Origin of the sequence: Halomonas piscis, assembly GCF_031886125.1 — a bacterium.
In the GTDB taxonomy this organism is placed as follows: Bacteria; Pseudomonadota; Gammaproteobacteria; order Pseudomonadales; family Halomonadaceae; genus Vreelandella; species Vreelandella piscis.
Genome location: NZ_CP119391.1, coordinates 2,230,219 through 2,250,022, shown reverse-complemented (window position 1 = coordinate 2,250,022; position 19,804 = coordinate 2,230,219). Strand labels below are relative to the sequence as shown.

19 protein-coding genes are annotated in these 19,804 nt (G+C 65.7%); 5 read left to right on the top strand and 14 right to left on the bottom strand.

Annotation, left to right across the window (positions count from 1 at the left end; all coding sequences use genetic code 11):
* Positions 1–43: 43 nt before the first annotated feature.
* Positions 44–3,163, bottom strand: coding sequence for an efflux RND transporter permease subunit (locus P1P91_RS10525; protein WP_311882477.1), 3,120 nt, complete (start codon positions 3,161–3,163; stop codon positions 44–46).
* Positions 3,163–4,203, bottom strand: a complete 1,041-nt coding sequence (locus tag P1P91_RS10520) for an efflux RND transporter periplasmic adaptor subunit (protein WP_311882476.1) — start codon at positions 4,201–4,203, stop codon at positions 3,163–3,165. The genes P1P91_RS10525 and P1P91_RS10520 overlap by 1 nt, the downstream gene beginning before the upstream one ends.
* A 176-nt stretch (positions 4,204–4,379) precedes the next feature.
* On the opposite strand from P1P91_RS10520, the gene P1P91_RS10515 reads away from it, so the two are divergent.
* Positions 4,380–5,519 (top strand): BaiN/RdsA family NAD(P)/FAD-dependent oxidoreductase, encoded by a 1,140-nt coding sequence (locus P1P91_RS10515; protein WP_311885785.1) that lies wholly within the window; start codon positions 4,380–4,382, stop codon positions 5,517–5,519.
* Here P1P91_RS10515 and P1P91_RS10510 read toward each other — a convergent pair.
* The 7 genes from P1P91_RS10510 to P1P91_RS10480 all read right to left on the bottom strand — a co-directional run bounded on the left by P1P91_RS10510 (position 5,516) and on the right by P1P91_RS10480 (position 11,891).
* Complete coding sequence (locus tag P1P91_RS10510; protein ID WP_311882474.1) at positions 5,516–5,851, bottom strand: YqjK family protein; 336 nt, start codon at positions 5,849–5,851, stop codon at positions 5,516–5,518. The two genes, P1P91_RS10515 and P1P91_RS10510, sit on opposite strands and share 4 nt — an antisense overlap.
* On the bottom strand, positions 5,832–6,230 hold the full coding sequence (locus P1P91_RS10505) for a phage holin family protein (RefSeq protein ID WP_311882472.1): 399 nt from the start codon (positions 6,228–6,230) through the stop codon (positions 5,832–5,834). The genes P1P91_RS10510 and P1P91_RS10505 overlap by 20 nt, the downstream gene beginning before the upstream one ends.
* Complete coding sequence (locus P1P91_RS10500; RefSeq protein ID WP_311882470.1) at positions 6,230–6,562, bottom strand: DUF883 family protein; 333 nt, start codon at positions 6,560–6,562, stop codon at positions 6,230–6,232. The genes P1P91_RS10505 and P1P91_RS10500 overlap by 1 nt, the downstream gene beginning before the upstream one ends.
* A 132-nt stretch (positions 6,563–6,694) precedes the next feature.
* Positions 6,695–7,744, bottom strand: coding sequence for a phospholipase A (locus tag P1P91_RS10495; protein ID WP_311882469.1), 1,050 nt, complete (start codon positions 7,742–7,744; stop codon positions 6,695–6,697).
* 79 nt (positions 7,745–7,823) lie between these two features.
* Positions 7,824–8,582, bottom strand: a complete 759-nt coding sequence (locus P1P91_RS10490; RefSeq protein WP_311882468.1) for a TlyA family RNA methyltransferase — start codon at positions 8,580–8,582, stop codon at positions 7,824–7,826.
* Between the two features lie 6 nt (positions 8,583–8,588).
* On the bottom strand, positions 8,589–10,637 hold the full coding sequence (locus P1P91_RS10485) for a hypothetical protein (protein WP_311882467.1): 2,049 nt from the start codon (positions 10,635–10,637) through the stop codon (positions 8,589–8,591).
* A 30-nt stretch (positions 10,638–10,667) separates the two neighbouring features.
* Entirely contained in the window at positions 10,668–11,891 is a 1,224-nt protein-coding gene (locus P1P91_RS10480; RefSeq protein WP_311882465.1) for an ATP-grasp domain-containing protein, read from the bottom strand.
* 268 nt (positions 11,892–12,159) lie between these two features.
* Between P1P91_RS10480 and P1P91_RS10475 the strand changes: the two genes are divergently transcribed.
* Positions 12,160–12,792 (top strand): TIGR04211 family SH3 domain-containing protein, encoded by a 633-nt coding sequence (locus tag P1P91_RS10475; RefSeq protein WP_311882464.1) that lies wholly within the window; start codon positions 12,160–12,162, stop codon positions 12,790–12,792.
* Between the two features lie 119 nt (positions 12,793–12,911).
* Positions 12,912–13,544, top strand: a complete 633-nt coding sequence (locus tag P1P91_RS10470; protein ID WP_311882463.1) for a class I SAM-dependent methyltransferase — start codon at positions 12,912–12,914, stop codon at positions 13,542–13,544.
* Here the strand turns inward: P1P91_RS10470 and P1P91_RS10465 are convergent.
* From P1P91_RS10465 to cysP, 5 genes are all read right to left on the bottom strand, one after another.
* A complete protein-coding gene (locus P1P91_RS10465) occupies positions 13,541–14,134 on the bottom strand; it encodes a YajG family lipoprotein (protein WP_311882462.1) in 594 nt (197 codons plus the stop codon). The genes P1P91_RS10470 and P1P91_RS10465 overlap by 4 nt on opposite strands.
* Positions 14,135–14,232: 98 nt before the next feature.
* Positions 14,233–15,330, bottom strand: coding sequence for a sulfate/molybdate ABC transporter ATP-binding protein (locus P1P91_RS10460; protein WP_311882460.1), 1,098 nt, complete (start codon positions 15,328–15,330; stop codon positions 14,233–14,235).
* Positions 15,327–16,154 (bottom strand): sulfate ABC transporter permease subunit CysW, encoded by an 828-nt coding sequence (cysW, locus tag P1P91_RS10455; protein ID WP_311882459.1) that lies wholly within the window; start codon positions 16,152–16,154, stop codon positions 15,327–15,329. Before cysW ends, P1P91_RS10460 begins: the two co-directional genes overlap by 4 nt.
* The gene (gene cysT, locus P1P91_RS10450; protein WP_311882457.1) at positions 16,154–17,020 is read right to left on the bottom strand and encodes a sulfate ABC transporter permease subunit CysT; all 867 of its coding nucleotides are present in this window, start codon (positions 17,018–17,020) and stop codon (positions 16,154–16,156) included. Before cysT ends, cysW begins: the two co-directional genes overlap by 1 nt.
* A gap of 9 nt (positions 17,021–17,029) precedes the next feature.
* Complete coding sequence (cysP, locus tag P1P91_RS10445; protein ID WP_311882455.1) at positions 17,030–18,049, bottom strand: thiosulfate ABC transporter substrate-binding protein CysP; 1,020 nt, start codon at positions 18,047–18,049, stop codon at positions 17,030–17,032.
* 212 nt (positions 18,050–18,261) lie between these two features.
* On the opposite strand from cysP, the gene rpe reads away from it, so the two are divergent.
* Positions 18,262–18,981 (top strand): ribulose-phosphate 3-epimerase, encoded by a 720-nt coding sequence (gene rpe / locus P1P91_RS10440; RefSeq protein WP_311882453.1) that lies wholly within the window; start codon positions 18,262–18,264, stop codon positions 18,979–18,981.
* 61 nt (positions 18,982–19,042) lie between these two features.
* Positions 19,043–19,792, top strand: coding sequence for a phosphoglycolate phosphatase (locus P1P91_RS10435; protein WP_311882451.1), 750 nt, complete (start codon positions 19,043–19,045; stop codon positions 19,790–19,792).
* The last annotated feature ends 12 nt before the right edge of the window (positions 19,793–19,804 follow it).

Genomic DNA, 19,804 nt, shown 5'->3' with positions numbered 1-19,804 from the left:
TTGCACCCGTCGGGGGAGGGGCGAGGGGCTGGGCGGATGCTGGCTAAACCTCCTCGGCGGTTCGGGACTCGTCAAGCTCGGCGGCCAGCCGGCGTTTGACCGCGCCCGGCGAGCCGCTGTTTCTCGCCAGTAGGGCGTAGGCCACGGGAATCACGAAAAGCGTGAAAACCGTGGCGGTACCCACGCCAGCCATGATCACCGTACCGATCACCAGCCGCGAATTGGCGCCCGGGCCGCTTGACAGCACCAGCGGCACGGCGCCGGCCATGGTGGTCACGGCGGTCATTAGAATGGGCCGCAGTCGGGTCACCGACGCCTCGACCAGCGCCTCCTGAAAGGCGACGCCTTCATCGCGCCGCTGGTTGATGAACTCGACGATCAGAATCCCGTTCTTGGTGGCAAGCCCCACCAGCATGACAAGCCCCACCTGGCTGTAGATATTCAGCGTCTGCCCGGTGGCGTAAAGCGCCAGCAGGGCGCCGACGATGGCCAGCGGCACGGTGAGCATGATCACCAGCGGGTGGATGAAGCTTTCAAACTGGGCGGCCAGTACCAGAAAGACCACCAGCACCCCCATGCCCAGCAGAAACGCCGTGGCGCCGCCGGCCTCGCGGTAGTCGCGGGAAGCGCCCTGGACGTCGGTCTGCACGGCTTCGGGCAGGATCTCGGCGACGGTGCGGTCCAGGTAGTCCAGAGCGTCGCCCAGGGCGTAACCGTCGGCCAGGTTGGCCTGCAGCGTAATCGTGCGCAGCCGGTTGAAGCGGTTCAGGGTGCTGGCGCCGGCGGTGTCCTCAAAGCTCACCAGGCTTGCCAGCGGCACCAGCTCGCCCGAGCGCGCCGAGCGCACGAAGACGCTTTCCAGACTCTGGGCGCTGGGGCGAGCGCCCCTTTCGCCTTCGACGATGACGTCGTACTCTTCGCCGCCTTCCACGTAGCGGGTGATCCGGCGCCCGCCCAGCAGAGTTTCCAGGGTGCGGCCGACGTCGCTGACGGTGACGCCCAGGCTTGCCGCGCGGTCGTAGTCGATGTGCACGCGCAGCTGGGGCTGCTTTTCCTCATAGTCGCTGTCGAGTCCCAGCAGCTTGGGGTTGTCCTCGCGCACGTAGTCGATCAGGGTGTCGCGCCACCGGGCAAGCTCTTCGTAGCTGCTGCCGCCGAGTACGTACTGCACCGGCTTGCCGGCGCTGCCGCCAAAGCCCTGGCTCATCACCGGAAAGGCGCGTACGCCGGGCAGGCCGCCGAGCTTTTCGCGCACCTCGTTCATGATCGGCCAGACGCTGCGGCGCTCGCCCCAGTCGGCCAGGTTGACGATGATAAAGCCGCTGTTGAAGTTTTCGATGTTGCCCCACCCCAGCGGCGCCCTTACCTGGAGACGCTCGATGTCGCCGTCTTCCACCAGCGGCAGCAGGCGCGACTCGATTTCGTCCATGTAGTCGAGCATGTAGTCGAAGGTGGCGCCCGGCGGGCCGCTGACGATGATATAAAAGCTGCCGCGGTCTTCTTCGGGGGTGTATTCGGTGGGCAGCGTCTGGGAAAGCCAGGCCATGCCGCCTAGCAGCAGCGCAAAGATCGCCACCACGACCAGACGCAGGCGCAGCGCAAGCCTCAGCGCGCGCCGGTAAGCGTGGCGGCTGGCTCCAAGGAGTCGCTGCACGCCGCGCGCCAGGCGGCCGTCGTGCATGCCGGGCTTGAGCACTCTGGACGCCATCATCGGCGACAGCGACAGCGCCAGCACGCTGGAAAGCGCCACCGCGGCGGCAAGCGTCAGGGCGAACTCCGAAAACAGCCGGCCGATGTCGCCCTGCAAAAAGCCCAGCGGCACGAACACCGCGATCAGCACAAGCGTCGTGGCAATCACCGCAAAGGCGATCTGCCGGGCACCGCGCCAGGCGGCTACCAGCGGCGTCTCGCCGTACTCCTGCATTCGCCGGTGGATGTTTTCCAGCACCACGATGGCGTCGTCCACCACCAGGCCGATGGCCAGCACCAGGGCGAGCAGCGTCAGCAGGTTCAGGGTAAAACCCATGAGCAGCAGGGCGCCGAAGCTGCCGATCAGCGCCACGGGCACGGTTACCGCCGGCACCAGGGTGGTGCGCAGGTTGCCCAGAAAAAGAAAAATCACCGCGACGACGAGCACCATCGAGATCAGCAGGGTGACGACGACTTCGCGGATGGCCCCGGCGATGAAGACCGACGAGTCGAAGTTCAGGCTCAGCGTCATGCCGTCGGGCAGCGTGCCTTGCAGCTCTTCCAGGGTGTTCCGAGCGGCGCGGGAGATTTCCAAAACGTTGGCGGTGGACTGCTTCATCAGCCCCAGCCCCACCATGGGTTCGCCGTTGCTGCGAAAAATCGTGCGGTCTTCCACCGCGCCGATTTCCACCCGGGCCACGTCGCCCAGGCGGATCAGCTCGCCGCTGTCGGTTTCGTCGAGCACCAGCGCGCGAAAGTCGTCGGGGGTGGTGAAGCTTCGCGGCAGGCGCACGATGAACTGGCGCTCCCGGGACTCGACGGCGCCGCCGGGCAGCTCGACGTTTTCTTCACGCAGGGCGCTTTCCACGGCGTTGACGGTCAGCCGCCGCGCGGCCAGGGCGTCGGCGTCCAGCCACACGCGCATGGCGTAGCGCCGCCCGCCGCCCACGCGCACCTGGGAGACGCCGGGCAGCACCGCCAGGGCGTCCTCCAGGTAGCGCTCGGCGTAGTCGGTGAGTTCGGCGGTGGTATAGCTGTCGCCGGTGAGGCTCAGCCACAGCACGGTATCGGAGTTGGCGTCGGCCTTTTGCACCTCGGGCGGGTCGGCCTCTTCGGGCAGGTTACCCAGCGCCCGGGAGATCTTGTCGCGGATGTCGTTGGCGGCGGAGTCAATCTCGCGCTCGAGGCTGAACTCGACGCTGATGCTCGAGCGGCCGTCGCTGCTGGACGAGGTGATGGTCTCGATACCTTCCACGCCGGAAATGCGATCCTCCAGCGGCTGGGTGATGCGCGTTTCCACGATGCTCGCCGAGGCGCCGGGGTAGCGGGTGTCGACGCTCACCACCGGCGGGTCGATGGAGGGATATTCCTGAAGCGCCAGGCGATCCAGGGACAGCACGCCGAAGGCAACGATCAGCGCGGCGATGACGGTGGCGAGCACCGGCCGCTCCACGGAAACATCGGAAAGCCGCATTATTCGCTCCGCCCCTGGCGCAGTATCGCCTTGATGTCGGTGTTGTCATCGGTAATGCCCAGAAGCTCGGGCGTCTGACCGTCGCGCAGCGTCTCTGCGCCGTGGACGACGACCAGATCGCCGCGCTCCAGGCCGGCGAGGACTTCTGCTTCGCCCAAACGCCGAGTGCCAAGCTCGACCCGGCGGCGCTCCACGCGGTTATTGTCGTTCGCGTCCAGCCGCCACACGTAGTGGCTGCGGCTTGCGGAGACGATGGCCGCTTCGGGCACCGTCAGCGCCTCCCGGGTGGCGGCATCAAGCTCGACCTGCATCAGCATTCCCGGGCGCAGGCGCGCGTCGGGGTTGTCCAGCCGGGCGCGCACGGTGACGCTGCGCGCGATCGGGTCAACCCGGGTATCGATGCTGGCCACTTCGCCGCGAAAGGTGCGTTCGGGAAAGGCCCGGGTGCGGGCGCGAAGCGGGCTTCCCGGCGAGATTTGCCCCAGCCGCACGGCGGGGATGCTGGCGTCCAGGCGCATGACGTCGAGCTTGTCCAGGGTGGCAAGCTCATCCCCCGGAGATACCAGGGTGCCGACGCTTACGTTGCGCAGCCCCATGCGCCCGGAGAACGGCGCGGTAATCCGGTAGTTGGCAAGCCTGGCCTCAAGAGCGGCGGCCTCGGCGCGGGCCTGGTCCAGCCGGGCCTGGCTGTCTTCCACGTCGGCTCGGGCCGAGAGGTTGCGCTCTTGCAGCTGGGTGGCGCGGCGCAGGGCGTTTTGCGCTTCGCCGGCGCTGGCCCGGGCCGCGCGCAGCCGGGCGCGCTCTTCTTCGTCATCCAGCTGAATCAGGCGCTGGCCGGCTTCGACCTCGTCGCCGTCGTCAAAGTCGATGGCGGTGATGACGTCGGTGACGGTGGCCGAGAGCGTGACGCTTTCGTCGGCTTTCAGCGTGCCCGGGGCGCGCACGGTGTCTGCCCAGGCGCCCTGGGCGACTCGGGCAGCGATCACCTGGGGGGCCGGCATGCCGCTCTGCCCTAGCGCCGGCCCGGCGGCCAGCGCCATTAGCAGGGCTAGCAGCAGCCCCAGCCAGAACACCGCGCGAGGCCGCGCACTCAGAAAAGGCGGGCGAAGGGCGGCGGGAGCGGGACAGGCTGTTAAACTAGCGGCTTTGTGCATACCGGAGCTGCCTTGTGAAAACCTATGACGTGGTGGTGATCGGCGCGGGCGCGGCCGGTCTGATGTGCGCAGCCCGGGCGGGCTACGCCGGCCGGCGGGTGCTGCTTGTGGACCATGCAAAAAAGGCCGGCAAGAAAATCCTCATGTCCGGCGGCGGGCGCTGCAACTTTACCAACACGGCCACCGCGCCACAGCATTTCTACTCGCAGAATCCGCATTTTTGCATCTCCGCGCTGAAGCGCTATTCGCCGGGTGACTTTATCGAGCTGGTGGAGCGCCACGGCGTGGAGTACGTGGAAAAGGCGCCGGGGCAGCTATTCTGCGCCATCTCGGCCAGGGACATTGTGCGGGTGCTGCTCACCGAATGCGAGTGGGCGGGGGTTGAGGTGCGCCTGGGCACCCGGGTGGAGCGCGTGGAGCGCCTGGGAGAGGGCATGCGCCTGGCAACCTCGCTTGGCAAGGTGGACGCCGGCGCGGTGGTGGTGGCGACCGGCGGGCTGTCGATCCCCACCATGGGCGCTACCGGCTTTGGCTACGACCTGGCCCGCCAGTTTGGCCTCGAGGTGTTGCCGACCCGGGCAGCACTGGTGCCCTTTACGCTGGGCGAGCCGTGGAAGGCGCGGGCAGCGGCGCTTTCCGGGGTGAGTCTTGACGTGCGCGTCGCCTGTAACGGGCGCGCATTTGCCGAGCCGATGCTGTTTACCCACCGGGGGCTTTCCGGGCCTGCCATGCTGCAGATCTCAAGCGTCTGGCGGCCGGGGGAAGCGCTATGTGTGGACCTGCTGCCGGGGGAGGACGCCGAGGCTGCGCTGCGCCAGGCGCGCCGCGTCACGCCCAAGCGCCAGCTTTCCACCTGGCTTGGGGAGCGTTTGCCCAAGCGGGTGGCTCAGGCGCTGGGCGAGTGGTACGCCGGTGCCGCGAGCCATGCGCCGCTGGCAGAATATTCCAACGCGGCTATCGCCGCCTGGGCCGAGCGGCTCAATCGCTGGACGCTGAGGCCCGCCGGCACCGAAGGCTGGCGCACGGCCGAGGTGACGCTCGGCGGGGTGAGTACGGATGCGCTGTCGTCGAAGGACTTTAGCGTAAGCGGCCTGCCCCAGCTGCGCTTTATCGGCGAGGTGCTGGACGTGACCGGGGAGCTTGGCGGGTTCAACTTTCAGTGGGCCTGGGCCTCGGGGGTGGCCTGCGGCCAGGCCTGCTAGCGGCGGGGACGCTGCCCCAGCCGCTTGACGTTGCGCACCAGCATATAGGCGGCGAGAGCGCGCCGGCCAATTTGCACGAGGGGGCCTGACTTTCTGACCACGCGGTAGGCCAGGCCGCCGCCGGCAAGCATCAGCGGCGTTTTGTAGCGGGCGATCTTTTGCCAGCCGCGATCGAGCGGCTCGGCGGAGCGCTCGAGGCGCAGGCCTTCCACCATGATATCGATGCGCTGCTGCTCCAGCTGTTCCAGCAGCTCGCGCTTGCGCGCCGCCCGCGAGGGCAAGCGGCGTGCCGGCTGGCGACGGGAGACCGGATCAGCGTTTTTGGCGGGCATCGTTACGTTGCTCCAACAGGGCGCGGTCGGTGGCCAGCTGGCTCAGGGTGTCTTTCAGCAGGGTGTGCCGCCGAGCCTGGCGTATTGCCACTGCGGCCAGCACGACGCTTGCCAGCAACAGCACGACGGCGCAGGCGCCGATAGCCAGCAAACGGTAGCTGTCCCAGAAGATGGCGATGACCAGAGCGGTCATGCTGGCCGTGGCCAGCATGAACAGCAAAAGGCTGGCGCCTGCCAGCAGTATCAGCGTCAGCAGGCGCGCCCGTTCTTCTTCAAGCTCCAGTACCGCCAGGCGCAGGCGCGTTTCGCCGTTGGCGACAAGCGTACCGAGTACGCTCCTGACGGCCTGGATCACACGTTGGCCGGGACCCAGCGCCATTAGCGCCGTCCGAGCAGCAGGCCTACCACCACGCCGGCGGCAGCGCCGATGCCTACGCTGGTCCAGGGGTTGTCACGTACGTAGCGGTCGCAGCAGTCGGCCTGCTGGGTCAGGCTGTCGCGGGTGTCGGTATAAAGCTGCTCGCCCCGGGCTTCAACGCGGGCGCGGGTATCCTTGAGGCGTTGCTCGGCGCGCTCGCGCAGGTCGCGCATTTCCGAGCTGGCGTCCTTGGCCGTGGCGTTGACCAGCTCTTCCACGGTGTCGCTCAGATGGCGCAGGTCGTCCTGCAGCTGTTCGGTGTGCACTTGGCGGTCTGACGGTTTCTTGGCCATGATGTCTTTCTCCTGAGGATAGACAAACGAGAGTTGCCGGTGAGTGACATTGCTGCGAGAAGCGAGCTGTCAGCATAGCAGGTGTCTAGAGTGATACAAGCACTATACCCGACGCGACCCCGCTGACGACGACTAGCGCAGCAGCCCGCTGGGGGTAAACAGCGGGTTGAGGCTGAAGCCGAGGCTCAGCCGGTGGACCCGGTGGTTGTAGTCGATCAGGCTTTCGCCGTAGCCGTAGTAATACTGCACGTGACCGCGTACGCCGTTGAAGGCCGGCCAGCTGTAGTCCAGCTGGGTGCCGTAGTTGCCGGTATTCGGGTTGCCCCGCAGCTGGGCGGCGACTTCCTGGTCGTGGCTATAGCGCCTGGCGATGCGCACGTCGCCGTAGCCCATATAGCGGTGAATGTCGGGGTTGTCGTCCTCGCCCTGGGACTCGGGAATGCGCCAGTGGGGGGCCAGGGTGACTGCCCAGTCGCCGCGCTGCAGCGTGCTTTCCAGGTAGACGCGGTTCCAGCTGCGCGACAGCGGTGCCGAGCGGCCGTTGGACTGGTGGTTGACGGCAAGCCGGTTGCGGGTGTTGACCCAGCCGAAAATATTCCAGGCGTTGTCGAAGTCGATGAAGATTTCCGGCTCGTAGTTGGTTTCGCGGAAGGGCGAGGAGGAGTCGGTATTGTAGGCCTGCCACCAGCTGCGCTGGGTGTAGCCGAAAAACAGGTCCCCGTTGTTGCCGAACAGATCCTCGACCAGCGAGAACTTGGCGCTGAACTGAAACTTGACCTCGGTATTGTCTGCCCGTCCGTCGGCGTCGATGTTGCGAAAGCGAGCGCGATCCTGGTTGGCGTTATAGCTCACCGGAAACAGATAGTTGGTGCGATGAGCGGTGATCGAAAAGGGGTTGTGCTCGGACGCCCTTTCCAGCTGCCGGCGCTCGCGGGTTTCTGCAATGGCCTGCTCTTCCGGCGGCTTGGGGGTCAGCGCGGTCATGTACGCCGAGGTTTCAAAGCGCGGCGTCTGGCGCGCCTCGAGCGAGGAGAGCTCGAGGTTGAGCCGGGTGATTTCGTGGCGCAGGGCGTGGACGCGAGCGTCCAGTGCGCTGGCGTCCGCAGAGTCGGCGCAGGCGCTGCCGGCGTGCATGGCCAATGCAAAGCTCAAGCCGGCAAAAAGTGGATGTCGGGCGGTCATGGGGTTACGGCTCGTCAATGGATAAGCAGGCAAACGCCTGGACGTGTTTTATCACGAGGCCTGAAGAAGTCAACGGGGCTCAGGCGCGGCAGCGGGCGTGGAGCAGAAACTCTCGGTTGCCGTCGCCGCCGGTTATCGGGCTTGGCTGCCAGTGCGCGATGCTCAGCCCGCTTTGCCGACAGGCGTGCTCAAGGCGCGTTCTGACCTCGGCGTAGCGGCGTGCATCGCGGACCACGCCGCGCTTGCCCAGGGCCGAGGGGTCGAGTTCGAACTGCGGCTTGACCAGCGATAAAAGCTCGCCGCCGGCCGGTAGCGCCGCGGCGATCTCGGGCAGAATCAGCGTTTGTGAAATAAAAGAGACATCCATCACCGCAGCGCTCGGCGGATGGCGCCGGCACAGGGTAGCAAAGGCCGGGGAGCGGGTCAGCGCCCGGGCATTGATGCCTTCGAGGCAGCTGACCCTGGGGTCGTCACGCAGTGAGGGAGCGAGCTGCCCGTGGCCGACTTCGATACCGATGACGTGGCGCGCGCCAAAGCGCAGGGCACAGTCGCTGAAGCCGCCGGTGGACTGGCCCACGTCGAGCACCGTCTGGCCGTCGAAACGCTTGTCCAGGGCGCTGAGGACGGCTTCGAGCTTGAGCCCCGCCCGGGAAACGTAGCGCTCTTCGGGTGCGTCATCCACGGCAAGCGGCGTGGTCTCGGCCAGCGGCTCGCTGGGTTTGAGCAGCCGCGCACCGGTGTCAAGGCGGTGCACGTGGCCGCTTTTGATCAGCCGCTGGGCCCGGGTGCGCGAGGCTGCGAGCTGCTGCTTGACGAGTAGCTGGTCAAGGCGTGGCATCCGAAGCTACTCGCGTCGGATAGCGGTGTGCGCGGCGGCCTGCAGGCCGCCCGGCGGCAGACGTTCGGCGCCCCAGGTGCGCGAGAGATAGCCCTTGACCCGCGCCAGCTCGTCACCGCTGACGGCGGCCGGCTCGCCGTGCTCAAGCGCGTCGTAATGGTAGATATAAAGGCGCGAGGCGAACTGCTCGAACGGCAGCGACGCTTCGCCGAAGCGCTCGCCGTTGCCGGCGGTGCTGACGACCACGCCGTCGCCCCAGTTCTGGCCGCTGTCGTTGTTGGGATTGTAGAAATACACGCGCATTTGTTCGCCGGGGTCAAGCGAGGCGCGCAGTATGCTGATGGCGTGCCAGCCGATAAAGCGGCCGGTGCTGTCGGTGACCGCTATGCCCGCCGGCTGGGGATGAATCAGCGGCTGGTTGCCGTTATAGAAAGGGTGGTAGCTGGCGTAGAAGTGGCGCAGAAAAGCGTCCACGTCGATGAGCTTGCCGGTGGCGACGTCGACGTTGATGGCAAAGCCGCGACCCGACCACCAGCCGTGGAACTCGGGGTTGACCCAGCGGTGAGGATCGCCTTCCCGGCCGATGCAGCGCCGGCCCATCTCGGCGTAGATACGATCCAGGTGAGGCACCACGATCAGCGATACCGGATCGAGGTCCATGGGCAGCTCGGTCGCCACGCCGGAGAGGCTTGCCATGGAGGAGATGGGCTGGCCTTCGAAGTGCATGACGATTTCATCGTCGCGCGCGGCCCAGGCCACCATCTGCAGCAGGTAGTCGGGGTCGTTGTAGGCCCACATGGACAGCGCCCGAGCCGACTGGCAGGTGGGGTTGTTGCCCTGGCCGATGCCCAGCGGCAGACCCAGCATGCCCAGCACGCCTTCCAGCAGCCGGGCCCGGGGCGGTACGGCGTCGCCGCAGGCAAGCGCAAGGCGCGCCCGGGACCATTCCGACAGCGTAAGCCCCAGCTGTCGCCACATGGCCGGCGCCACCGGCGGCTGATAGAGAATGCCGCGCTCCAGCGTAAGCGCAAGGCCGTAAACCGCCTGGGCGGTGCCCGGATAAACACCGGCCCGTATCAGCGCCAGCACCAGTTCGCGGTAGCACAAAAGGCAGTCGCGTCCGGTGGAAGACAGGCCCAGCGCATCGGCAACGAGCTTGTCGCTGTGCTCGACCAGGTGGCGCATGAGCACGGCGTGATAGGGCGCTACCAGCCCGGTATCGTGCATGGCTCGGGCGAACCCCGTGGCCTCCGCCTGCAGGGCGGCGTGGTCCATGCCTTCCAGGCGCTGGCGGTATATCTCGACGCCGGGATCTTCCTGGCAGGCCTGGGTAGGGCCAAAAAGCGCGCTGACCAGCCGCGCCGCCCCCTGGCCGCTGGCGCCAAGATCGATGGTCGGGTCGGCCTGGCACAGCGCCACCTGGGTGATCATCTGCTTGATGGCCTCGGTCTGGAGCGGGCGCTGCTGCAGGATGCGCCAGACTTCCTCGATCAGCGTGTCGATGATGTGCTCGTAGCCGATCCGCGCGGCCAGGTGCTGGAACAGGTGGCGCGAGATCAGCGCCAGCCGACCCTGGGCCTCGCGCTCGGCTTCCGTGGGCGGGGTGAACAGCAGCCGCAGGTTGAGCGCCATGGCCTGGGTCAAATAGCGGTGAGCGTGCTCGGCGGACACCTGTGGGTGGGCGAACCCGGCCTTGGCCACGGCAAGCAGACGCAGTTCGCTCAGCGCCTCGATGACCACCACGTTGGCGTCGGCGCTCTTCAGCGCCTGGCTGGTCAGCGAAGGCAGCAGCTGTTGCGGGGCGGCCCAGTCGGTGCCGTCGAACACGGCGGCGTTTTCCAGCGCCTCGGCGCGGGCCTCGAGCGCCGCGCAGCCGCCCTCGGTGAGAAGCAGCCGCCGCGCCGTGTCCAGCACGCGAGGCAGCCTTGCGGCTTTGTTGAAGGCAAGGGCCTCCCGCAGCAGGCTCAGTGCCTCATCAAACTTTTCCACCAGCCCGTCGAGCTTTGCCGCCTCGCTGGAAGCGGCAGTGGAAGATGGGTTGTTTGCCGTAGTCACGGTGACTCCTTGTCCCAGCCGGTGAGGGGATTATACATAGAAGTCGAGATCTTCCTGATGTTTCAGCAGATCGCGCATGGTGTGAGCGTCGTCGCCCCGGAAGTAGACAAGCCCCCAGTGGGTGCCGAAGGCCGTGCGCTTGGTCACGGTTTCTTCCAGGGGTGAGGTGAGCTCGTGGGATTCGAAGTAAGGGTGGTCTTCCACCTCTTCGGGCAGCTCCAGCCGGCTGACCACGCGACGGCGCGGATAAACGCCGAAGCAGCCGGCAAAGCCGTCGGCGTCGACCACTTCCCGGGGGAAGAATTCGGCCACCTCTTCCGCTGTGGCGCGGGGGTCGAACACCAGCATGGAGGCCTGATAGGCGTTGAAGCCGTAGACCCGCTCCAGAAGCTCGAACACCTTGAAGCCCGGCGGACGATAGGCGACTTCGCCGAAGTACATCTCGCCGTCGCTGGTAACGAAGTATTCCGGGTGGATCAGCCCGAAGCCGATGTCGAAGGTCTTGATCAGCTTCTCGATCTGGGCGGTGATCTGCTCGCGGTACCGCTCAAGCTCCGGCGAGGCGGGGACGAAGACCGAATAGCCCAGGGTGACGTACTCGGAAATATTCAAAAAGGCGATCTTGCCGTCGTGAATCCACGCCTCCACGGCGAATTCCCAGCCGTCCAGGTGCGACTCCATCAGCACCGGAAACTCTTCTTCGGGAATCAGGTCGACTTCTTCCGGCGTGCGGATCACCCGGTGGCCCAGGCAGCCGGCCTTGTCGAACGCCTTGAGGTGAATGGGGTCGTTGGGGTCGCCGTCGAGCTTGAGCAGCGTCTGATTGACGCGCTTCAAGAAGCGCACCACGTCGTCCTTGTCGTGGGCCTCCTCGAAAATGCCCACGCGAATGCCGCCAAGCTGGGCGCGACGCTTCATCAGCGCCTTGTCGCGCAGCAGCAGCGACTGGCCGTAGAGGCGCGGGTTGTCGAGCAGCACGGAATTGATGGCGCCGGCCCACTCGACGGTTTCCTCAAACAGCGGAATGGCCACGTTCACGCCCCGGTCCCTGAGGGTTTCGGCAATTTCCATGGAGCGGTCGTTGAGCCGCTCGAAATCCCAGGGCACATAGGGAATGTCGTGCTCCCGGCAGTAGTCCTCTGCCCAGGGCGGCGCCACGACGACATAGCGCCGGTCAAAGTTTTCAGCGGCTTCAATGGCGTTCAGGCTCCAGCCAAGAAGAGCGATATAACCTTTGTCAGTGTTTTTTTCCATGGTCCAGCTCCTTCTTCCTTTGCCGATGGGCAGGGTGCCAAGACGTCACGCTAGCGCACCCGTAAGCTCCACTTTAGGCGTATCCGGGCTTCGACGCGAGCGTTGTATTGCCGCTGCGCTAAACGCCCGCCGGTAGGCAGCGCCGGCGTGTGTTAATCTGGCTGCCTTTCAGGGGCTGTGCATGCGCAAGGGGCAGCATCCGAGTAGCTGCGCCGGGGCGGCGAATTCGGTAACGTGTGCGGTCAGCGTTTTCATCAGGATGTTTCACATGCAAGCAACGACGTTTCGTTTTTCCTGCCGGGCCGCGCTGATCGGCCTGTTGATCGGCCTTGGCAGCGGCCAGGTTCTTGCCCAGGAGAGTGCGGCCTGGGTGTCTGAAGAGCTCACTACCTATGTACGCTCCGGGCCCACCGACGGCTACCGCATCGTGGGTACGCTAAGCGCCGGCGAAAAGGTGGAAGTGCTGGAAACCAGCGGCAAGTATACCCGGGTAGAGAGCCAGTCAGGCGATACCGTCTGGATCCTCAGCGATGAGCTTCAGGACACGCCCAGCGCCCGGGAAAAACTGCCCCGGCTCGAAACCCGAGTGGCCGAACTCACCGAAGAGCTCGACAGCATCAACGCCACCTGGGAAGAGCGCGTGGCAACCATGAAACAGAATCTTGACACCCGGGCCCAGCGCATCGACGAGCTCGAGGCGCGCAATGACGAGCTCGAACGGGAGGCCGACACCATGCGCAAGCAGTCGCGCAAGCTGAATGCCCGCCTGGAAACCCAGGAAGAAGACCTCTTGATGCGCTACTTCATGTATGGCGGCGGCGTCGCCGGTGCCGGCCTGCTGGTCGGGCTGATCGTGCCGCACCTGCCGCGCCGGCGCAAAAGGCGCGATCGCTGGTTTTGATGAGACAGGTTTGATGAGGCAGGTTTGGTGAACCTGCCTGGTAAGGCGGTTCTGGCAAAGCGCTTTTTTGATAAGGCGTTTTTGATAAGACACGGGGCTTTTCATGACGGGGTCAGGCGATGACGGAGCAGTGGCTCAAGCGCTGGCGCGAAGGGCGCATCGGCTTTCATCGGACAACGCTGCATCCGGCGCTTGAGCGCTACTGGCTGACGCTGGACGTGCCCCGGACGGCCAAGGTGCTGGTACCGCTGTGCGGAAAAAGCGTGGATATGCGCTGGCTGGCCGATGCCGGACATCCGGTACTGGGCGTGGAAATTTCGCCGGACGCCATCGAGCAGTTTGTGGCCGAGCGCCGCCAGGACGTACTGCGTTATTACCAGGCGGGCTTTGATATCGTGCGCCAGGGCAGTATCGAACTGTGGCTGGGGGATTTTTTCCACCTGCATATCCGCCAGGTAGCGGAGATCGAAGCCTTTTATGATCGCGCCTCGCTGATCGCGCTGCCAAGGCCCACGCGGCAGCGCTATGCCTTTCACCTGGCTCAGCTGGTGCCCCCGGGCGCTCGAGGGCTGCTGGTCAGCCTGACCCGGGGAGAGGCGGATGCCGGCCCGCCCTACAGCGTGTCTCACGAAGAGGTCGAGCAGCTTTTCTCGCCCAACTTCCGGCTGACGTTTCTGGAGCAGGGGCCGCCCGACGCCCGCGGCTTTATCGAGAGCACCTGGGCGCTCGAGCGCCGCGGCCCCATTGGCTAACGCGCCAGCAGCGCGCCCAGCTCGCCGTCGTTGAAAGCGCGATCGAGCGCTTTGCCCAGCAGCGCGTTGAGCATCTCGGTATTTTTGTCGGCGCCGGGCTTGAGCGCGTATTCCTGGGTGCGGCTCGAGGTATAGGTGCCGGTATAGGTGGTGCCGTCATTCCTGGCGACGGCGCGCAGCACGCCTTCGAGCCTGGCTTCGTCAAGGCCGGGGTTGGCGCCGTCGGCACGGGCATAGTTCAGCCGGGCAAGCTCCAGGGTCAGCGTGGGGCGGCCTTCGGCCTGCTGACTGACCGGAGTGAAGCCCATGTCGCGAACGGCGCGCTCGGCTTCGCGCTGAAGCTTGGGGATCAGGGTATGGCTGCTGACGGTAATCCGGGAATTGGACATGCCGCCGCCGCTACGCTGGCCGATGACGTCGCTGTCGCGCCCGTCCTGGGCGAAGACCGCGACTTCCTGGCCGTTGCCCACCTGGGCCACCGGCGCGCTGCGTTCGGGGGTGACCTCCAGGTATTGCGGGCTTGAGCAGCCGGAAAGCCACAGGCCGGTGCAAAGCAGAGTGATGCTGAGGAGGAAGGAACGTCGCTGCATGGGGGGACTCCGCTGGTTATTGTGGGTCAATGAGTGAAGCCATGCGCGCATTCTAGACGCAAAACGGCCCGCCGGGTAATACCACGGGCCGTTAGCGCTCAGGCCGCGTGGGAGGCGGCCGGGGCGACAGCCGCCTCGGCAAAGCGGTGCCACTGGCGCGGGTGGGCAAACAGCCGCCTGCCGCGGTGCAGGTTCAGCCGCTCGAAGTCGGCGTGGCGCACGCTGGCAAGCCAGGGCCTGGCCAGCCAGTCGGCCTCGAGCTCCACGCGCACCTCGGCGCCCACCGGCGAGACCGCGGTGACGGTCACCGGCAGATGGCAGCCGGCCTCGGGCTGTTCGGCCAGGCGCACCTCGTGGGGGCGCAGCAACAGCTCTTCGTGGTCGTCGGGAAGATCAACCGAAAGGCGCGCGTCGCCGCAGGTCAGCACGCCGCTGCGCACCTCGCCTTCGAGATGGTTGACATCGCCCAGAAACTCGAACACGAAGCGGTTCTGCGGCGCGCGATACAGCGTTTCCGGGGTGTCGATCTGCTCGATGTTGCCATCGCTCATCACCACCACGCGGTCGGAGAGCTCGAGGGCCTCTTCCTGATCGTGGGTGACGAACACGCTGGTGAAGTTGAGCTCTTCGTGAAGATGGCGCAGCCAGCGGCGCAGCTCCTGGCGCACCTTGGCGTCGAGCGCGCCGAAAGGCTCGTCGAGCAGCAGCACGTCGGGCTCCACGGCCAGCGCCCGGGCCAGCGACACGCGCTGCTGCTGGCCGCCGGAGAGCTGGGCCGGGTAGCGGTTGGCAAGATGCTCGAGCTTGACCATTTCCAGAAGGCGAAAGACCCGGGCGCGGATCTCGCTGCGCGACGGCCGGCTGCGCCGGGGCATCACGGTGAGGCCAAAGGCGACGTTGTCGTAAACGCTCATGTGGCGGAACAGCGCGTAGTGCTGAAAGACAAAGCCGATGCGCCGGTCGCGGACGTGGACGTGAGTCACGTCGCGCTGGCCAAAGAGAATGCGCGCCGGGGTGCGAGCATCCGAGCGGTCGGGGGTTTCCAGCCCGGCAATGATGCGCAGAAGGGTGGTCTTGCCCGACCCCGAGGGGCCCAGCAGGCCCACCAGCTCGCCTTCGTGAATATCCAGGTTGACCGGTTCCAGCGCCCGGGTAGGGCCGAAGTGCTTGCCGATGTTGTCCAGACGGATGCTCATGGGTGGGTCTCCCGGCGCGATGCGCGCCATTCAAGGCCGGCCTTGGCCGCCAGGGTGAAAAGGGCGATCAGCGCCAGCAGCGCCGCGCTGGAGAAGGCGCCGACCGTGTTGTAGTCCTGATAGAGCTGCTGCACGTTGAGCGGCAGGGTGTTGGTTTGCCCGCGAATGGCGCCGGACACCACCGAGACGGCGCCGAACTCGCCCACCGCCCGGGCGTTGGTGAGAATCACGCCGTACAAAAGCGCCCAGCGGATGTTGGGCAGGGTAATTCGGCGAAAGACGGCAAAGCCGCCGGCGCCCAGGGTGACCGCGGCTTCTTCCTCGCGGCTGCCCTGGGCCTGCATCAGCGGGATCAGCTCCCGGGCGACGAAGGGGCAGGTCACAAACACCGTCACCATGAGAATGCCCGGCCAGGCAAACATCAGCTGGATGTCGTGGGCGGCAAGCCAGGAGCCGAGCCAGCCGTTGCGCCCGTAGAGCAGCAGGTAGACAAGCCCCGCGACCACCGGCGAGACCGCAAAGGGAATATCGATCAGGGTCTGTAAAAGCCGGCGGCCGGGAAACGTAAAGCGGGTGATCAGCCACGCCAAGGCGACGCCGAACACCAGACAGATGGGGATGGTCATCACCGCGATGCCCAGGGTGAGAAAAATCGCGTGGAGGGTATTGGCCTCGGTCACGCTTGCCCAGAACACGCCCACGCCCTTGGCAAAGGCCTGGGCAAAAATCGCCACCAGCGGCAGCGCGAGAAAGGCGGCCGTGAGCAAAAGCGCGGCGCCGATCAGCAGCCGGCGAACGCCGGGGGCGTCTCCGATGCGTTGCATTAGCCTTTTCCTCCGTGCAGGCGGCGAACGAAGCGGCCCTGCCAGACATTGATGGCGAGCAGCAGGGCAAGCGAGACGAACAGCAGCACCGAGGCAATGGCCGAGGCGCCGGCGTAGTCGTATTCCTGGAGCTTGACGAAAATCATCAGCGAGGTGATTTCGGTCTCGTAGGGGGTGTTGCCGGCAATGAAAATCACCGCGCCGAACTCCCCCAGCGAGCGCACAAAGGCAAGCCCGGTCCCGGTGACCAGCGCCGGCCACAGGTGGGGCAGAATGACCCGGCGAAAGCCCACGCCGTCGCTGGCGCCAAGGGACATGGCGGCCTCGTCTACCTCGGCGGGCATGTCCTCGAGCACCGGCTGCACCGTGCGCACCACGAACGGAATGCTGGTAAACGCCATGGCCAGCGCAATGCCCACCCAGGTATAGGCGACCTTTATCCCCAGCGGCTCCAGCACGCTACCCGCCCAGCCGCTTTTGGCGTACAGGGTGGCAAGGGTAATGCCGGCAACGGCGGTGGGCAGGGCGAAAGGCAGATCCATCAGCGCATCCACCAGGCGCTTGCCGGGAAATTCGTAGCGCACCAGCACCCAGGCCAGCAAAAGGCCGAAGGCGGCGTTGACCAGCGCCGCCGCGCCGGCGGCACCGAGGGTGGTGGCGTAGCTTGCCGCGACCCGAGGGTCGCTTACGATCGCCCAGTATTCGCCCGGCGAGAGTCCGGCCAGCTGGCCGAAAAGACCGGTCATGGGCAAGAGCAGCACCAGCGAGATAAACAGCACGCTGATCCCCATGGACAGGCCAAAGCCCGGCAGTACGCGGGTGCTGCCGGAAAGGCGCCGAGGGAGTCTGATAGCCAAAGTGCTCATGGGACGTGCCTACCGGCGCTGCAGCTGATCGATCAGGCCGCCGCTTTCAAAGTGCTTTTCCATGGCCTGGTCCCAGCCGCCGAAAACGTCTTTGACTTCCAGCAGCCGAGTGTCGGGAAACTGGTCGGAGAACTCCTCGACCACGGTGTCGTCATGCACGCGGTAGTTGAAGTTGGCCAGCAGGCGCTGGGTGTCTTCGCGGTAGAGGTAGTCCAGATAGCCCTGGGCGAGGTCGACGTTGTCGTTTTTCTCGGCGTTTTCCTTGACCACGGCCACGGGAAACTCGGCGAGAATGCTGACCGGCGGCACCACCACTTCGTAGTCGTCGCTGCCGTACTCGCCGCGGATGTTGTTGACCTCGGACTCGAAGCTGATCAGCACGTCGCCGATCTCGCGCTCGATGAAGCTGGTGGTCGCCCCGCGGCCGCCGGTGTCGAATACCTCGACGTTGCCGAGGAAGGTCTTCATGTAGTCGCGAATTTTTTCCTCGTCGCCGTCAAGGCGCTTGTCGGCAGCCCCCCAGGCGGCCAGGTAAGTATAGCGGCCGTTGCCCGATGTCTTGGGGTTGGGGAAGACGATTTCCACGTCGTCGCCGGCCAAGTCGTCCCAGCTTTCGATGTTCTTGGGGTTGCCCTTGCGCACCAGAAACGCCGTGGTGGAATAGTAGGGCGAGGCGTTGTTGTCAAAGGCCTCTTGCCAGTCGTCGGCCACCAGGCCGGCATCCGCCAGCACCTGGACGTCGGTCACCTGGTTGAAGGTGACGACGTCGGCGCCCAGCCCCTGCATGATGGATCGGGCCTGGGCGGACGAGCCGTTGTGGGACTGGCTGACTTCAACGCTTTCGCCGTGCTCCTTTTCCCACCAGCTTTCGAACTTCGGGTTGATTTCGGCAAACAGCTCCCGGGCGATGTCGTAAGAGGCGTTGAGCAGTTCGCGGTCGGCGGCGTTGGCCGCGCCCGAAGCGCTGGCGGCAACGGCGACGGCGAGCAGGCTGCGCTTGAGCGTAGCGGCGGGACGGGGAAAGGCCATGCAAGGCTCCTGTAACGAGAAACGGAAGTAGAGATGAAGATGAGTGGGATAAAGACTAAAACCGGCCATGAGTAATTACAATCATATTTATTATTCGAATTTAGAATATATGTGTATCGCATTTGCCGGCCGCGGCCGCGCCTCTCGTCGCCTAGTCAGGCTCTGGTATCATTAGCCCTTTCAAAGCCACCCGCTCAAAAAAGCCCATGACCATGACCGCATCCCCTCATGCCCCGGCGCGCTTCTTCCGTATTGCGCCGTCGATTCTCTCCGCCGACTTTGCCCGCCTGGGGGAGGAAGTCGACAACGTGCTCGCGTCCGGCGCGGATATCGTCCACTTCGACGTAATGGACAACCACTACGTGCCCAACCTCACCATCGGCCCCATGGTGTGCAAGGCGCTGCGCGACCACGGCGTGACCGCGCCCATCGACGTGCATCTGATGGTCAAGCCGGTCGACCAGCTGATCAGCGACTTCATCGACGCCGGGGCGAGCATCATTACCTTTCACCCTGAAGCGTCCGACCACATCGACCGCTCGCTGCAGCTGATCCGCGACGGTGGCTGCCAGGCCGGGCTGGTGCTGAACCCGGCCACGCCCCTTGGCTATCTCGACTACGTCATGGACAAGCTCGACATGGTGCTGTTGATGAGCGTCAATCCGGGCTTTGGCGGCCAGGCGTTCATTCCGCAGACCCTTGCCAAGCTGCGCGATACCCGGGCAAAGCTCGACGCCTCGGGCTACGACATCCGCCTGGAAGTGGACGGCGGGATCAAAATTGACAACATCGCCGAGGTGGCCGCCGCCGGAGCGGATACCTTTGTCGCCGGCTCGGCGATCTTCAAGGCGCGCAGAAGTGAAGACCCCCACGATTACGACTCGGTGATCGCCAGGATGCGCGAGGCGCTGGCGCAGAAGCGCTCCGAATAATGCGCGAGAGGCGGCTTGGCAGGTAAGATGGCCGCAGACGAACCACCAGGATGAGCCCACCATGAATCAGGACGCAGGGCGTCACGACGCGGTAGCGGACAGGGCGCTGCACCCGCTGTTAGCCGGCAAGCGGCTGATAGCCTTTGATCTTGACGGCACCCTGATCGACTCGGTGCCCGACCTCGCGGCGGCGCTTGTTCGCGCGCTCGACGACGAGCGGCTGGCTTTGCCCGAGCGGGAAGACGTTAGCCGCTGGGTGGGCAACGGCACCCGCAAGCTTGTGGAGCGCGGCCTCGCCTGGGCGCTTGAAACTCCCGTTGAGGCCGTGGACGAGACGCTGGCGGCGCGGGTCCATGCTGCCTTTCTGAGCTATTACGGCGAAGCTCCGCACCGTCTGACGCAGCTTTACCCCGGCGTGGCCGAGACGCTGTTCGCTCTCAGGGACTCGGGCTTTGTGCTGGCGCTGGTCACCAACAAGCCCGAGCGCTTTGTTGCGCCGCTGCTTGAGCACTTTGCCTTGTGCGACGCCTTTTCCCTGTGCCTGGGCGGCGATAGCCTGGCGCGGAAAAAGCCCGACCCGCTGCCGCTTTGCCACGCCGCTGAGCGCTTTGGCGTGCCCGCCGGCCACTGCGTGATGGTGGGGGATTCCCGCCACGACATGGCCGCCGGCAAGGCGGCGGGATTTGCCACCGCCGCGCTGACCTACGGCTACAATCACGGCGAGCCAATCAGCGACAGCATGCCGGATGCGCTGCTGGACTCGCTGAGTGAGCTGCTGGCGGCCCCGGCCCGCACGTCTTCCATACGATAAGGAACCCTTGAT